We start from the raw sequence: 16,213 nt of genomic DNA, 5'->3' as shown, positions 1-16,213 counted from the left end.
AGCTCCTTATTCGATGAATCAGATAACGGGCGCAGCCACTAGCGCCCCGGGTGATGCTTTAGTGCCCAGCGCTCTGGCCGCCGTCGACGTGCAGGATCTCCCCGGTCACGAACGGCGCCGCATCCAGATACAGGATCGCGTTGACGATGTCGCTCATCTCGCCCATGTGACCCATCGGGTGCAGTGCGCCGAGTGCCGCGTGCGTTTCAGGCGCATGCATCGGCGACTTGATGATGCCGGGGGCAACCGCGTTCGCACGGATGCCGGATTTCGCGTATTCGATGGCAAGGGACTTCGTAGCCGCGTTCAGACCGCCCTTCGTCAGCGATGCCAGCACCGACGGCACACCGTTGATGGCGTGGTCGACCAGGCTGGTCGTGATGCTGACCACATGGCCGCTCCTGTTCCTCTCCATTTCAGCGATCGCCAACTGCGTGATGTAGAAGAACCCATTCAGATTTACGCCTGTCACCGCGGCGTAGTCTTCAGCGCTATAACCGGTAAACGGCTTGGCGATAAAGATACCGGCGTTGTTGATCAGCGTGTCAATGCGGCCGAAGCGCGCCACGCCCTCGGAAATCACGCGATGGGCCGTCGCCGGGTCGGCGATGTCACCCGCCACCGTCACGATGTTGGGATCGTCCGACGGCTTGATGCTGCGTGCCGTTGCAACGATGCGATAGTCAAGTTTGCGGAATGCCTTGACGGTCTCTGCGCCAATGCCTTGTGATGCACCAGTAACGACTACGACCTTTTGCGACGTGCTCATGGAAAGCCTCATATTTTGAATTGGGCTTCTCTTGCCCACCGGGCCGGCGGCTCCGATGCGTGCCTAATCTAGGTGTATTTATGCTCCGGACAAATACCCGTCACGGACAAACTATTTTTCTCGAGCGGAACAAATCGGATCGCAGCTCGACGATTCATGGGCTGGCGTGGGTCGAGAGAAGGCTGGGATTCCTTATCATTGGCAGGCCGCCACGCGCCCGCTCTGCGTCATCCTTTGTTCGCGAATGCCAGCACGATGGCGTTACCCAGTTCGTCGGCGACCCCCGCCGACGCACCCGGCACCGCGAACATTGTGAACTCGACATCCGGCAAAGCCGGCAGGCCGGCATCCGGCGGGACCACGTGCAAGCCGTGCACGAGTTGCGTCTGCACAACCGGCGTCACCGCAAAGCCGGCCTGCGCTGCTGCGCACAGACCTGCGCCGCTCGAGCACACCAGCGCGATGCGGTAGTCGATGCCGGCCCGGGCGAGTGCAGCCAGTGCAGCCTCACGATACGGGCACGGTTCTGGCAGCAGCGCGAGCGGCACCGGAGCACCAGGCGTAAGCGATGCCCACTCCGCGCCGGCCCACACGAGCGGCTCGCGCCAGAGCACCCGCCCAGAGCGGGCGCCCTCGCAGCGACCGCCGATCACCATGTCGAGTTCGGCCTGATCCATCGCATGCAGCAGCTCGGCCGGAATGCCAACCCTCACGCTGAATTCGATGCGCGGGTAGCGCACCGCGAACGCCTGCATGACGTTCATCAGCCTTACATTGGCGAGGTCTTCGGAAAGGCCGACACGGATCGCGCCTTCGCTCGGTCCGCGCGACAGCTGCGCCTGCGCATCATGATTGAGCGCGAGGATGGCGCGTGCGTAACCCAGCAGCAGCTCGCCGTCCGCCGTTAGTGTGACCGAGCGCGTAGTGCGCGAGAGCAGGTCGCGGCCAGTCTGTTTTTCCAGACGCCGCAGATGCGCGCTGACGGCAGACTGCGTCAGATTGAGACGGGCTGCGGCGTGCGTAAAGCCGCCTTCCTGAACCACGGCCACGAAAGATCGCAGCAGGACGGTATCGAACATGGGATAGTCCTTCTTATACAGTGCGAATTCAACTGAATACGACGATGATACTTCGTTTATATTTTGAATCGAAATATGTTCTGATGGCGGCTTCAACACACCTGGAGTCTTCCCATGCCTACATTGCTGCATATCGAATCATCGCCACGTAAGAGGCGGTCTGCGTCGCTAGACGTCGCACGCGCGTATCTGGACGCTTATCGCCACGCTCGTCCGGATCATCGGATCGACGTGCTCGATCTGTGGTCAGTCGAGATGCCGGAGTTCGACGGCGACGCCCTCGACGCCAAATATGCGGACCTGAGCGGCACACCGCTCAGCGAAGCCCAGCAGCAGGCGTGGACGGCCATTCGAGAACTCGCGCAGCGAATGCATGACGCCGATACGTTGCTGTTCTCCGTTCCATTGTGGAATTTTTCCATTCCCTACAAGCTCAAGCATTTCATCGACGTCGTGTCGCAGCGCGGCATTTTGTTCTCATTCGATGAGCGTGGACTGCAGGGCCTGCTGAAAGACAAGAAAGCGGTGGTCATCTATGCGCGAGGCCTCGACTATTCAGTGGGCTCGAGCACACCCGCCCATTCGTTCGATTTTCAGCGACCGTTCATGGAAGCGTGGCTGCGATCCGTCGGCGTGACCGAGGTCAAATCGATTGTCGTCGAGAAAACCCTCCTTGGGCCCGAACTCGACCACGCGGCGAGACAGGCTGCACGCGAGCAGGCAGTGGCACTTGCCCAGTCGACTTAAGTCGGCAAACGAAATATTGTGCGGCGCATGCGGCACATCACTGTGCCTGAAGCGATGTGATGAGCAATGTGGTACTCGACTACGTGACGCCGCCTCCATTCCCACTTTTTAACGAGGCACTATTTTGAATACGTTGCTCAAGAAAGGATTGTTTTCACTCGCCATCGCCGGTGGCCTGCTATCCACTGCCACTGCGCAGGCCGCGTCAGATCCGGATCTCGCAGGCAAGAACGTTGTCCTGGTACATGGAGCCTTCGCGGACGGATCGAGCTGGAACAAGGTCATTCCTCTCCTCGAAGCAAAAGGCCTGCACGTGACGTCCGTGCAAAACCCACTGACGTCCCTCGGCGATGACGTTTCGGCCACGACCCGCGCAATAGACCGGCAAAGCGGTCCGGTGGTGCTGGTCGGCCATTCGTGGGCAGGGTCCGTCATCACGGACGCGGGTAACAACGACAAGGTCAAGGCACTCGTGTATGTCGCAGCGTTTGCACCCGACAGCGGACAATCGGCCGACGACATTCAGAAAGGGCTGCCGGCGCCTTCGTGGGCGGCCGAGCTGCACAAGGACGCCGCGGGTTTCCTGACGCTGTCCGATAAGGCGATGGTCGAAAATTTTGCGCCCGATGTTTCCCACGCACAAGCGCTTGTGCTCGCTGCGACGCAAGGGCCGTGGTATTCGGGTTGTCTCGCCGAAAAGATTGGTCACGCGGCGTGGCATGACAAGCCGTCCTGGTATGTTGTTTCGACGAAGGACCAAATCGTCCCTACCAGCTTCCAGATGAAATTGGCGAAACAGATCGGTGCTACGGCCGTCGATGTCGATGCAAGTCACGTACCGATGCTATCGAAACCTCAAGAGGTCGCCGCTGCGATCATCTCGGCAGCACGTCAGGCAAAGTAGCATCACCCGCCGCATTGGTCGGGCGCTGCTGCGCCCGCTCTTTTCACGCTCCAAGGTGCGCTGTGCAAATAGAAAGTTCCGGCCATGGCGACTCAAGCCCCCCGCAACTCACGTACTCCCTTACCTATCCGCCGCCGCAGCAACGTTCGCAAGGTGTGGCCGTCCGCATACCCGACCTGTTCCGCAATGCGATCAACGGTGAGCTTGCTCGTTTTGAGCAGATGGACTGCGCGCTCGATCCGTAAATCCTGAATGTACTCGACGGGTGTTTTACCGAGCACCGCGTTCAGACGTCGCGTCAACGTCCGCTTGCTGGTTGCCAATACGTCGGCGACAACGTCGAGCGAGATTGTCGTGTCGAGGTGTTCGCGCACCCAACGGTCGAAACGCTCGACGAGCGGGTCCGAATGGGAAAGATGATCGGAGATCGCATACGCGGACTGCGACAGCCGCGTATCGAATACGAGGTACCTGGCCACGAGCGCGGCAAGCTCAGGGCTGTTGTTGCGGATCAACCAGAGTGCAAGGTCGAGGTGACTCAGGGCCGCCCCTGCCGTTATGGCACTGCCGCTGGGAACGACAATCCGGTGCGCATCGAGGTGCACGTTCGGGTAGCGCTGCCGGAATAGCGGCGAAAGCCACCAGGTGGTCGTGGCTTCGTAACCGTCGAGCAAGCCGCTTTCAGCCAGCACGAACGTACCCGTACATGCGGCTGCAATGCGCGCGCCGCCACTTCGCCACGAGCGCAAAGCACCAAGCGCATCGACCACATCATCCCGCCCGAGTGCGGGCACAAGCGCCTCGGGCGTCGTGCGGTTGAGCGCGGGCAAGATGACCCAATCCGGCGCAGGAGCGTCGGGCACCTCGCGCACGGGCACTTGCATCCCCAGTTCGGTATGTACCTGGGGCCGCATTCCTACCACGGTGATGTCGAAGCCCGCCGTGGCCACCCCCGTCGTGCGCGCAAGGCTGTTGGCCATCGTCAGGCTATCGAGCACAGTGGCGAGCCCCGTATCGAATACCCCCTCGAGCACGAGGACAAAAATTCGCATGGCAGAATTGATACCAAGATTGTCGATTTGGACAGTATTCCTTAGCGCACTCTGTTTGTACAGTGTCGTTCACCGTATGAGCCCTCACGCGGACATTGGAGAACAACGATGATCAAGCACGCCTTGTTTGTCCGACTTGAAGCCAAACCGGGAAAGGAACAGGCGGTAGCAGACTTTCTCGCCGTCGGCCTTGAAATGGCAGGCCTTGAGGCGACCACGCCGATCTGGTTTGCCCTCAAGTTGTCGCCGACGACGTTCGGCATCTTCGACGCCTTTGCGAGTGAAGAGGATCGCCAGGCACATCTGCACGGAAGTATTGCCAACGCCCTGGCGGCGCACGCCGACGACATGCTGGCTAGCCCCCCGTCGATCGAACCGATCGACGTCCTGGGTATGAAGAATCAACAGGTCTGACCCGTTCGCGCCCTGGCAGCGCACAAATCCTGCCGCCGGAGGGCTGCCTCCGGCAACCGTGGCGTCTGCCAGCGTCTGGCGTCCCGATTCAATCGTATTCATGTAGATGGAGTAACTCGTGTCGATTCACTACAAACTAGGTGCCTTGTTCGCTGCCCTTGCGTTTTCTAGCGTGTCATTTGCGCAAGCGCCTGACGTCAAACCGGAACGGATTCGTGGCGATATCGTGTCATTCAAAGGCGAGATACTGACCGTGCACCGGAACAGCGGCGACACCGTGGCGATCGATGTCAAGCCAGACGTTGGGGTGTCGGCTTTCAAGGCCGCCAGGCTGTCCGACGCAAAAGTCGGTTCGTACGTGGGGACGCCCGCGCTCACGGGCAGCGATGGGAAATTGACGGCCACTTCGATGATCGTTTTTCCGGAGGCGGCACGCGGCACGGCCGAAGGGCATTTCGCTTATGACTTCGGTCCCAACAGCACGATGACGAATGCAAACGTGGTGTCGGTTGTCACCGGCACCAGTGGCCGTGAACTGCATATGTCATACAAAGGCGGCACCAGCACGGTGACAGTGCCGGAAAACGTGCCCGTCGTGACGCCGGTTCCGGTGAGCAAAGCGGATCTGGTGGCTGGGAAGAAGGTGTTCCTCGTGGTGACACCGGGTGCGAGCGGCGTTTATGACGCGCACGTGCTGTTCGTCGAAAAGGACGGCGTGGTGCCGCAGTTCTGATAGGCGATGTCGGTTCAGCGACGGAGATCATGGAACGCCCCCCATTCGCGTCAGACGCGGGTTCGGCCACGGCACCGGTCTGATATCGCGCTGGAAATTGCGGATGACTACGACAGCGACTGCAAGTCGCCTCATGCTGCCGACATTGCGGTCTTATTTTCCATTCATTCAACTATCCTAATCGATTGTTGCATTTCCATTATTCAAGGATTCACCATGCGTTTTTCGACGTTACGATCCGGCGCCGCCCAAGCCGCTGCTGCACTCTGCCTGCTTACCACTGCCGCTGCGCCTGCTTTTGCCGCACCTGTTAAAAACATCGTGGTGGTCCACGGCGCATTCGCCGATGCAGCAGGCTGGCGCCCCGTCTACAACATTCTGACGAAGGACGGTTACCACGTCACACTGGTGCAACAACCCCTGACGTCGTTTAACGACGACGTGAATGCCACAAAACGCGTGCTCAATAGTCTCGACGGTCCGTGCGTACTTGTCGGTCACAGCTATGCTGGCGCGATCATCAGTGAAGCCGGGAACGACGACCACGTGAAGTCGCTGGTCTATATCGCAGCGCATGCCCTCGACGCCGGTGAAACCATTGGCGAAAACGGCAAGAAGTACCCGGGTGGCCCACTATCCATCGTCGGAACTCCGGACAATTTTGTTTACCTGAAACCGGCCGACTATCCGTTGCAGTTCGCACCCGACCTGCCTCGCGCGCAGGCCGAGTTCGAAGCCCACGCGCAGATACCGCTTGCAGCGTCTGAGTTCTCGGCGCAGGTTTCCGATCCCGCATGGAAGGCAAAACCGAGCTGGTATATGGTCGCGAAAGCCGACAAGATTATCAATCCGGAGCTCGAACGCATGTATGCAGCGCGTGCCCACGCGACTACGGTCGAAATCAGCGGCGCAAGTCATGCGGTGTTTGAATCCCATCCGCGGGAAGTTGCTGCGCTGATCGAACAGGCGGCACAGCAATCTGACCAGTGAGCAATTGTTCTTCCGGCGTTTGCAACGATGGGCAGCCGCATCAGCCACGAGATCGCTTTGAGCCACGCAACGATTCAACCCGCCTGGGTCCGTATCACACACTGGATTAATGCTCTCGCTGTCGTCCTGATGGTGATGAGCGGCTGGCAGGTCTACGACGCCTCGCCGATCTTTCCAGTCTTGCGATTTCCTTCTGCCATCACGTTGGGCGGCTGGCTCGGCGGCGCCTTGCTGTGGCACTTCGCGCTCATGTGGTTGCTGGTGGCGAATTTCGTCGTCTATCTCGGACTCAATATCGTTTCGGGAAGGCTGCGCCGCAAGCTGCTGCCGATCAGCTTCGGGTCACTTGCAACCGATCTCGTCGCCGCGCTGCGTGGCACGCTCGGGCATGAAGACCTCACACACTACAACTCGGTACAGAAATTTGCCTATTTGTTCGTCATCGTCGATATCGTGTTTGTGGTCCTATCGGGACTGGCGATATGGAAGTCGGTGCAGTTCCCGCTGCTGCGCACGTTGATGGGCGGGTACGACAATGCGCGTGTCGTGCATTTTGTTGCAATGAGCGTGCTGGTTGCGTTCTTCGTCGTGCACGTCGTCATGGTCGCACTGGTGCCGCGCTCGCTGCTTCTGATGATTCGTGGACGATAACCATGACTCTTCGAAAAAGGGCCCAGAAGCCCGATGCGTTTTGTTCGTCCCGCGCTGAATCCATCATCAAGGATGCGCGCAACGAACTGACAAATCCGGCGCGCCGGCTGCTCGGAAAACGCGTTCTCACGCTTGGCGGCATTGCGCTGCTGTCAGGCTGCGATTTGTCCAATGACAAGTCTGTGAACACCATGCTGCGCAGAATGTCGCTCTTCAACGACAACGTGCAAGCCCTGCTGTTCAATCCGAACGAGATGGCACCGACCTACCCGGAGTCGATGATTACCCGGCCGTTTCCGTTCAACGCGTTTTACGGCGTCGACGATGTGCCCGAAGTCGACGCCGCTACCTACCGGCTCCAGGTGGGTGGCCTCGCGAATGGCAAACGGCTCTGGACGCTCGACGAACTGCGCGCGTTGCCACAGGAAAGCCAGATTACGCGTCATATCTGCATCGAAGGATGGAGTGCGATCGGCCGATGGGGCGGCGTGCGCTTCTCCAGTTTCCTGAAGCATTCGGGCGCCGACCTCACAGCGAAGTACGTGTCGCTGCACTGCGCGGACAATTACTGGACCGGTATCGACATGCCGACCGCACTGCATGCACAGACGTTGCTCACGCTAACCTACGACGGCCAGGTTCTGCCACCGAAATACGGCTTCCCGATGAAGCTGCGCATTCCGACCAAGCTCGGCTACAAGAACCCGAAGCACATTGTGGCGATCAGTGTGACGAATGAATACCCCGGTGGTTACTGGGAGAATCAGGGCTACAACTGGTTCGGTGGCTCCTGAACGGCGCCAGCTCGCCGGCTGCATCGTTGACGCCCTTGTGCACACTCCCCACTTCAACAATCGGATCCACTCGTTGCGATCTCTTTGCAGATTCACTGGGGGGAGCGTTCAACAGATGCCAGATACGACGAGTTCGAATGCGTCAAGCGCCACCACTCTTCATCTGGAGGCCCGGGCGAAAATTGCGTCGAGTGCATCTTCACCGCACGCCGACTGGTTTTATGTGTTGGCGGAACCTGCAACCTTCCTCGTGTTAACGCTGCTTATGGGAACTGGCGACGTTATTTCGTTCGGACTGGAAATAAAATTGCCAATTCAACTGACGGTGTCATGTGCCGCTGAGAGTCCGAGTTGACAGAACCAACTTGTCCTACGCGAGCGCGAGGATAAAGGCTCCCATGGCAGTATTGATACCAAAATTGTCGATAGAGAGAGTTCTCCAGCGCACCCTGTTTGTATAGTCTTACTCGCTGAATGACCTCTCACGCGGACTCCGGAGAACAACGGAAAAATCTATTGCACGTTTTCTGACGTTCGTTGCAAGACGCGTAGAGCCGTCAATCCCCCCAACCAGAAGCAAGCCTGGAGTACACAGATGAGCGAGCATGCCCACGTAGATGGCGTTTATCCCTTCCCGGCTGTAATGCAGACGCGGACGATCGAAACCAACGGTACATCCATCCATGTGCGGGTCGGCGGTCATGGGCCAGCGGTCGTCATGCTGCACGGCTTCGGCACAACGGGCGACATGTGGGGTCATCTGGCGAGCGCACTCATCGAGGACCACATGATTGTCGCGCCCGACCTGCGTGGGTTGGGCCTCTCGTCGAAGCCTGATGGCGGCTACGACAAGAAGAATCAGGCGGCGGACGTGGTGGGCGTCCTAGACGCCCTGGGTGTGCGTACGGCCGAATTGGTGACGCACGACATCGGCATCATGGTCGGCTTCGCAGTCGCCGCCAGCCACCCCGAGCGCGTGAGCCGATGGGTGGCGATCGATGCGCCGCTGCCCGGCGTCGGCCCCTGGGATCAGATCACACAGGATCCGGCCATGTGGCACTTTGGCTTCGGTGGTCGGGACATGGAGCGCCTGGTCGCCGGCCGCGAGCGCATCTATCTCGACCGCTTCTGGAACGACCTTTCCCGGGACCCGAAGCGGTTTGATGAAGCCAAGCGCCAGCATTATGCGGCGCTCTATGCGCAACCCGGCGCAATGCGAGCGGGCTTTGCCCAGTTCCTGGCGTTCAGCCAGGATGTGACCGACAACAGGGCGTTCCTTGCGCAGGGCAAGCTTCAGATGCCGGTCCTGGCCTTGGGTGGCGAAGCTACGTTCGGCCCTATGATCGGCGCGGTGATGCGGTGTGTCGCCGATAACGTCGAAGATGTGATCATCCCGGATTGCGGGCACTGGATCACGGAAGAACAGCCAGCCGCGACGACAAAACTTGTCGTCGACTTCCTGCATCGCCGTTCGTGAGTTAGCTAGCGTTACGTAGCGCGGCGCCGTGCGGCTGGGTCCAGCCGGCGCCGCGGCGCCTCGACTAGCAGTGGGCACTTCGTCAGAATTCTGCGGGTGCTTCGCAGCGTCCTTCCAGGCGGGCACACTCAGTTGCTGTGCCAGGTCCTCACCTATCTGCCAACGCTCAATCGCTCTTCTTCAGTCAGTCCGACGTCAACTCTGCCGTTGACCATGCGCGCCACCAGCTTTGGCTGCACTCCGACGAGCGTAGACGGCGCGACATCACGGGACAAATCGCCAGGTATGCAAAAAAGCATCGAGTACCCTTATAGCCATTGCCATGTTGGATGATGCAGCGCAATACCTGTTTCGCCATTGGAGCCGACTTTGTTGTCTGTTTTCGGCTCGAAAATGAACGGTGCAAACTTTGTTGTGCTTCAATAGCACAAAAAAAAGGCGTCACGTTGCCGTGACGCCTTAAAAAGTTCTAGCCATTCCGAGGGCCGTGCTAGAACCTGAGAGACGGGATTCGAAAGAGTGGCCGGCGATGCGCGCACATGCGGCGCGAACTGGTGACAGATATTACGCGGACCAGCGAACAGTTTGTAATGTCAATTAACTGAACCTGAAAGCGTCTTCCGAAATGAGATTCCATTTTTTATGGTTATGCTGACTAAGTCAAGCAAAATCTGGAGGCGCGTGATTCGGCGGCAAAATATTCCGATACAATGAATCTTCAGATGAAAAATGGACTGCATGCCCCAGTTTGGGGCCCACCGGCAGCCCTCTGCTGGTAGGTCGCCGGCAGCGCGTGAACTCATAAATTGAAATGAAGTTCCAAAAAAACGACATGAACCGACCTACGCCCCCACGAACTGCTACCGATTCTCTCAAAGATAGAGACGGCTCAGGTGACGAAGTCACCGCTCTCGCACGCGGCCTGACGGTCCTGCGCTCAATTGCTGCGGCCGACGCGCCGCTCAGCAATCGCGAGTTGACAGAGTTGACCGGCATTCCCAAGCCCACCGTCTCGCGAATTACCGCAACGCTCGTCGGTGCAGGCTTCCTGTTCCGTCTGCCCGACAGCGAGCGCTTTGTGCTGACCTCGTCGGTGCTGGAATTGAGCAACGGCTTCCTGCGCAACTTCGACATCCGGGCACGCGCGCGGCCATTCCTGATCGAGCTTGCCGAACGCACGGCGCTGTCGGTGCATCTGGCCGTGCGCGATCGCCTCGACATGGTGGTGATCGACGCGATCCGGCCGCGTTCGGCGGTGCTGGTCTCGCGCCTCGAGATTGGCTCGCGCATGAACCTGAGCCGCACCGCGGTCGGTCGCGCCTATCTCGCGGCGCTCGCCGAACCGGAGCGCGAAAAACTCCTGATCGGCTTGCAGGCCGCGGAAGGCGACGACTGGGGCTATGTCAGCAACCGGCTCGAAAATGCCTTGCAGGAAACCCATGAACAAGGCTTCGCCATTGCCACGGGCGAATGGTACGACGGCCTGAACGCGATCGCGGCCGGCTTCATCGGCCCGTCGGGCGAACGCTATGCGGTCAATTGCGGCGGCTCCGCCAACCAGTGCCCGCGCGACTGGCTGATATCGCGCGCCGCGCCGGCCTTGCTCGAATGCATCGCGAAAATTGTCCTCGAGATCGGCGGCACGCCCGGGTTGCGCCTCGACAACTGAGCGGCTATTCATCCCGTCTCCCTTCAACTGTCCGCCCATCCTGTAACTTTCGTAATCAAAGGAAAAATACGCGGGTGGACTGTTACAGAGCCCGCGACGTACGATCACGCATTCCCGTTGCGGCGCGCTCGCGCGGGTTGCCGTTCTTCCGTTGTTTAACGGCCCGGCCGACCTGTCATGCTGCCGTGTTGCGTTAACATCTCTGTCCCACGCCTCCGGTAGCATCGCGCTGAACCCGCGCGGCGCTACTGCTGTCGAAACCGCCTGTTATGCCGCTTGCGCGTCGATCCGTCGAACTGGAGAAGCGGGTCGGTCGCACAGCGGCTCACATCCAAGCCAGCCACCAGACCGAACCGATGGACGAACAACAAAAGCATTCGGAAACCTCACGCCCGGCCGCTCCGGCTTCCCAGCCGGCGGACACCTCCAGGCGCAGCACTGGCGTCCACGCAGACGTCCCGGTTACATCGAAGCGGCACCGCGGCCGCAATATTGCGCTGATCGTCGCGGCATTGGTCATCCTTGGCGTTGTGCTGTGGCGTTGGCATCCGTGGGGCGGTCCGGCCAGTGGCGCGAGCGCGGCCTCCGGTGCCAGCGGCGCGAAAAGCGGCCGCGCGGGCCGCGGCGGTGCCGGCGCCCTCGCCAACCTGGCGCAACCCGTGCACGTGGCAGCCGCCACGCAGGGCGAGATGCCGGTCGTGCTGACCGCGCTCGGCACGGTCACGCCGCTTGCCAACGTCACCGTGCTGCCGCAGTTGAGCGGCGTGCTGCAGGACGTGTATTTCAAGGAAGGACAGATGGTCAAGAAGGGCGACGTGCTCGCCCAGATCGACCCGCGCCCCTATCAGATATCGCTCGACAACGCGCAAGGCACGCTCGCGCGCGACGAGGCGCTGCTGCAAACCGCCCGCCTCGATCTCAAGCGCTATCAGACACTGCTCTCGCAAGACTCGATCGCCAGCCAGCAAGTCGATACGCAGGCGTCCCTCGTGCGCCAATATGAAGGCACGGTGAAATCCGACAAGGCCAACATCGACACCTTCAAGCTCGACCTCGTCTACGCGCGCATCACGGCGCCGGTGTCGGGCCGGGTCGGTCTGCGCCAGGTCGATCCGGGCAATTACGTCACGCCGAGCCTGACCAACGGCATCGTGGTGATTACGCAGTTGCAGCCGATCAGCGTGATCTTCACGACCTCCGAAGACAACCTGCAGCAGATCCTGCAGCAGACCCAAACGGGCGGGAAGCTGTCGGTCACCGCGTACGATCGCAGCAACACCACCTCGCTCGAAGGCGGCATGCTCGAAACGCTGGATAACCAGATCGACACCACCACCGGCACGGTGAAGCTGCGCGCGATCTTCCAGAATACGAAGAACATGCTGTTCCCGAATCAGTTCGTCAACACGCGCCTGCTGGTCGATACGATCGAGGACGCGGTGATCGTGCCGACGCCGGCCGTGCTGAACGGCTCGATGGGCCAGTTCGTCTACGTCGTGAAGCCGGATAACACGGTGACGGTGCGTCCGGTCAAGATCGGCCCGGTCGACGGCGAACGCACCAGCATCAAGTCCGGCCTGCAAGTGGGCGAGCGCGTCGTGATCGACGGTTCGGACCGGCTCAAGGAAGGCGCGAAGATCACGATCCCGGCTGACAAGCCGCGCGGCGCCTCGGGCGCCCGTGGGGCAAGCGGCGCGGCGGCGGCATCGGGCGCGTCCGGAGCGCGCGGGCATCACGGCAAACACGCGGCGCAAGCCTCGCAATAAAGGCACGGCAACTACCGCATGAATCCATCCCGCGCCTTTATTCTGCGTCCTGTCGGCACTGCCCTGCTGATGGCGGCGATCATGCTGGTCGGTCTCGTCGCGCTGCGCTTTCTGCCGCTCTCCGCGCTGCCCGAGGTCGACTATCCGACCATTCAGGTGCAGACCTTCTATCCGGGCGCGAGCCCTGACGTGATGACTTCGTCGGTCACCGCGCCGCTCGAACGGCAGTTCGGGCAGATGCCGTCGCTGAACCAGATGTCGTCGCAAAGCTCGGCCGGCTCGTCGATCATCACGCTGCAGTTCAGCCTCGATCTGCCGCTCGACATCGCCGAGCAGGAAGTGCAGGCCGCGATCAATGCAGCGGGCAACCTGCTGCCATCCGACCTGCCCGCGCCGCCGATCTACGCGAAGGTCAATCCGGCCGACGCGCCGATCATCACGCTCGCCATCACCTCGAAAACGCTGCCGCTCACGCAGGTGCAGGATCTGGCCGACACGCGCCTTGCGCAGAAGATCTCGCAGGTAGCGGGCGTGGGTCTCGTGAGCCTGTCGGGCGGTCAGCGTCCGGCTGTGCGGATTCAGGCGAATCCGCGCGCGCTCGCTGCATACGGACTGAATCTGGACGATCTGCGCACCACCATTTCGAACCTGAACGTCAACACGCCGAAGGGCAACTTCGACGGCCCGACGCGCAACTACACGATCAACGCGAACGATCAGCTGACCGACGCCAACGCGTACAGGAGCGCCGTGGTCGCCTACAAGAACGGCCGCCCGGTGATGCTGACAGACGTCGCGACCATTGTGCAGGGCGCGGAGAACACCAAGCTCGGCGCGTGGGTCAACAACACGCCGGCCATCATTCTGAACGTACAGCGCCAGCCGGGCGCGAACGTGATCCAGGTGGTCGACAGCATCAAGGCGCTGCTGCCGCAACTGCAGCAGTCGCTGCCCGCCGCGCTCGAAGTCGAAGTGGTCACCGACCGCACCACCACGATCCGCGCGTCGGTGCGCGACGTGCAGTTCGAACTGCTGATGTCCGTGGTGCTGGTGGTGCTGGTGATGTATCTGTTCCTTGCCAACATCTACGCGACCATCATTCCGAGTCTGTCCGTGCCGCTGTCGCTGATCGGCACGCTGGCCGTGATGTACCTGTGCGGGTTCTCGCTGGACAACCTGTCGCTGATGGCGTTGACGATCGCCACCGGCTTCGTGGTCGACGACGCCATCGTGATGATCGAGAATATCGCGCGTTACGTGGAAGAAGGCGAATCGGCGCTGGAAGCCGCGTTGAAGGGATCGAAACAGATCGGCTTCACGATCATTTCGCTGACGGTCTCGCTGATCGCCGTGCTGATTCCGCTGCTCTTCATGGGCGACGTGGTCGGCCGCCTGTTCCACGAATTCGCGATCACACTGGCGGTGACGATCGTGATCTCGGCAGTGGTCTCGCTCACGCTCGTGCCGATGCTGTGCGCGAAGCTGCTGCGCCACACGCCGCCGCCTGAAAGCCATCGCTTCGAAGCCAAAGCCCACGCCGCCATCGACTGGATCATTGCCCGCTACGCTGTCGCGCTCACATGGGTGCTGAACCGTCAGCGCGCCACGCTGTTCGTCGCGGTGCTCACGCTGGTGTTGACGGCGGTGCTGTACATTTTCATTCCGAAGGGCTTCTTTCCGGTGCAGGACACCGGTGTGATCCAGGCGATCACGCAGGCGCCGCAGTCGGTCTCGTATGCGTCAATGGCCGAGCGTCAGCAGGAACTCGCCGCGCAGATCCTGAAGAACCCGGACGTGGAGAGCCTGACCTCGTTCATCGGCGTGGACGGCAGCAATATCACGCTGAACAGCGGCCGCATGCTGATCAATCTGAAGCCGCGCGACGACCGCAGCAACACCGCGAGCGACGTGATCCGCCAGTTGCAGCAGGACGTGGCGCACATTCCGGGCGCCTCGCTGTATATGCAGCCTGTGCAGGATCTGACGATCGATTCCACGGTCAGCCCGACGCAGTACCAGTTCATGCTGACCGACCCGAACATCAGCGAATTCACCACGTGGGTGCCGAAGCTGGTCGACCGGCTGAAGCAGTCGCCGGAACTGGCGGATGTGGCAACGGATTTGCAGGACAACGGCCAGTCGGTCTACATCGAAATCGATCGCGCCACCGCGTCGCGTTATGGCATCACGCCGGCTACCGTGGATAGCGCGCTGTATGATGCCTTCGGCCAGCGCATCATCTCGACCATCTTCACGCAATCGAACCAGTACCGCGTGATTCTGGAAGCGCAGCCGCAGATGCAGCACTACACCGAGTCGCTGAACTCGATCTATCTGCCCTCTTCTACGTCGACGGGCGGCCAGGTGCCGTTGTCGTCGATTGCGAAGTTCATCGAGAAGCCCGCGCCGCTGCTGGTCACGCACCTGAGCCAGTTCCCGGCCACCACCGTGTCGTTCAACCTCGCGCCGGGTTCGTCGCTCGGCGCGGCGGTGAAAGCGATCGATCAGGCGGAGAAGGACATCGGCTTGCCGGCATCGTTTCAGACGCGCTTCCAGGGCGCGGCGCTGGCGTTCCAGGCGTCGTTGTCGAATGAACTGTTCCTGATTCTGGCGGCGATCGTCACGATGTATATCGTGCTCGGCGTGCTGTACGAAAGCTTCATCCACCCGATCACGATTCTGTCGACGCTGCCCTCGGCGGGTCTGGGTGCGTTGCTGGCGTTGCTGATCACCGGGCACGATCTCGACATCATCGGCATTATCGGTATCGTGCTGCTGATCGGTATCGTGAAGAAGAACGCCATCATGATGATCGACTTCGCGCTGTACGCCGAACGCGAGGAAGGCAAGGCGCCGCGCGAAGCGATTTACCAGGCGTGCCTGCTGCGTTTCCGGCCGATCCTGATGACCACGCTCGCCGCCCTGCTCGGCGCGCTGCCACTGATGCTCGGCACCGGCGCCGGCTCGGAACTGCGCCGTCCGCTCGGTATCGCGATTGCCGGCGGTCTGATCGTCAGCCAGTTGCTCACGCTGTTCACCACGCCGGTGATCTATCTCGGCTTCGATGCGCTCGCCCGCCGTGCGCGTGAGCGCTTCAATCGCGGCGATTCTTCCCGACGCGGCCCACCGCCCGGTGCAACGCCGCCCGCCACCGATGCAGGGAACTGA

General features: G+C 60.8%; 14 protein-coding genes. 11 read left to right on the top strand and 3 right to left on the bottom strand.

Annotated features, from left to right (window positions below; genetic code table 11):
- Window positions 1–58 precede the first annotated feature (58 nt).
- Entirely contained in the window at window positions 59–769 is a 711-nt protein-coding gene (locus tag PQR27_RS06160; protein WP_408522827.1) for an SDR family NAD(P)-dependent oxidoreductase, read from the bottom strand.
- A gap of 227 nt (window positions 770–996) precedes the next feature.
- Complete coding sequence (locus tag PQR27_RS06155) at window positions 997–1,848, bottom strand: LysR substrate-binding domain-containing protein (protein WP_408522826.1); 852 nt, start codon at window positions 1,846–1,848, stop codon at window positions 997–999.
- A gap of 114 nt (window positions 1,849–1,962) precedes the next feature.
- On the opposite strand from PQR27_RS06155, the gene PQR27_RS06150 reads away from it, so the two are divergent.
- Both PQR27_RS06150 and PQR27_RS06145 read left to right on the top strand, forming a co-directional pair.
- Window positions 1,963–2,595 (top strand): FMN-dependent NADH-azoreductase, encoded by a 633-nt coding sequence (locus tag PQR27_RS06150; protein ID WP_408522825.1) that lies wholly within the window; start codon window positions 1,963–1,965, stop codon window positions 2,593–2,595.
- Window positions 2,596–2,719: 124 nt separating this feature from the next.
- Window positions 2,720–3,499 carry an alpha/beta fold hydrolase gene (locus PQR27_RS06145; protein WP_408522824.1) on the top strand — a complete coding sequence of 260 codons (780 nt, stop codon included), beginning with the start codon at window positions 2,720–2,722 and terminating at the stop codon, window positions 3,497–3,499.
- A gap of 92 nt (window positions 3,500–3,591) precedes the next feature.
- On the opposite strand, the gene PQR27_RS06140 is transcribed toward PQR27_RS06145, so the two are convergent.
- Window positions 3,592–4,551: a GlxA family transcriptional regulator gene (locus PQR27_RS06140; protein ID WP_408522823.1), complete on the bottom strand. Its 960-nt coding sequence runs from the start codon at window positions 4,549–4,551 to the stop codon at window positions 3,592–3,594.
- 108 nt (window positions 4,552–4,659) lie between these two features.
- On the opposite strand from PQR27_RS06140, the gene PQR27_RS06135 reads away from it, so the two are divergent.
- From PQR27_RS06135 to PQR27_RS06095, 9 genes are all read left to right on the top strand, one after another.
- Window positions 4,660–4,965, top strand: coding sequence for a putative quinol monooxygenase (locus tag PQR27_RS06135; protein WP_408522822.1), 306 nt, complete (start codon window positions 4,660–4,662; stop codon window positions 4,963–4,965).
- A 118-nt stretch (window positions 4,966–5,083) separates the two neighbouring features.
- Window positions 5,084–5,698, top strand: a complete 615-nt coding sequence (locus PQR27_RS06130; protein ID WP_408522820.1) for a hypothetical protein — start codon at window positions 5,084–5,086, stop codon at window positions 5,696–5,698.
- 216 nt (window positions 5,699–5,914) lie between these two features.
- Complete coding sequence (locus tag PQR27_RS06125; protein WP_408525419.1) at window positions 5,915–6,688, top strand: alpha/beta fold hydrolase; 774 nt, start codon at window positions 5,915–5,917, stop codon at window positions 6,686–6,688.
- A gap of 57 nt (window positions 6,689–6,745) precedes the next feature.
- Window positions 6,746–7,339: a cytochrome b/b6 domain-containing protein gene (locus PQR27_RS06120; protein ID WP_408522819.1), complete on the top strand. Its 594-nt coding sequence runs from the start codon at window positions 6,746–6,748 to the stop codon at window positions 7,337–7,339.
- Window positions 7,340–7,341: 2 nt separating this feature from the next.
- Entirely contained in the window at window positions 7,342–8,133 is a 792-nt protein-coding gene (locus tag PQR27_RS06115) for a molybdopterin-dependent oxidoreductase (protein ID WP_408522818.1), read from the top strand.
- A 595-nt stretch (window positions 8,134–8,728) separates the two neighbouring features.
- Entirely contained in the window at window positions 8,729–9,610 is an 882-nt protein-coding gene (locus tag PQR27_RS06110; protein WP_408522817.1) for an alpha/beta fold hydrolase, read from the top strand.
- Window positions 9,611–10,442: 832 nt separating this feature from the next.
- Window positions 10,443–11,279: an IclR family transcriptional regulator gene (locus PQR27_RS06105; RefSeq protein ID WP_408522816.1), complete on the top strand. Its 837-nt coding sequence runs from the start codon at window positions 10,443–10,445 to the stop codon at window positions 11,277–11,279.
- A gap of 356 nt (window positions 11,280–11,635) precedes the next feature.
- Window positions 11,636–13,045 (top strand): MdtA/MuxA family multidrug efflux RND transporter periplasmic adaptor subunit, encoded by a 1,410-nt coding sequence (locus tag PQR27_RS06100; RefSeq protein ID WP_408522815.1) that lies wholly within the window; start codon window positions 11,636–11,638, stop codon window positions 13,043–13,045.
- Between the two features lie 18 nt (window positions 13,046–13,063).
- Entirely contained in the window at window positions 13,064–16,213 is a 3,150-nt protein-coding gene (locus tag PQR27_RS06095) for an MdtB/MuxB family multidrug efflux RND transporter permease subunit (protein ID WP_408522814.1), read from the top strand.

The sequence above is a fragment of the Paraburkholderia fungorum genome (assembly GCF_046027215.1).
Classification (GTDB): domain Bacteria; phylum Pseudomonadota; class Gammaproteobacteria; order Burkholderiales; family Burkholderiaceae; genus Paraburkholderia; species Paraburkholderia fungorum_D.
Note: the sequence above shows the minus strand (reverse complement) of the source record. Positions and strands in the feature narration are given on the sequence as shown.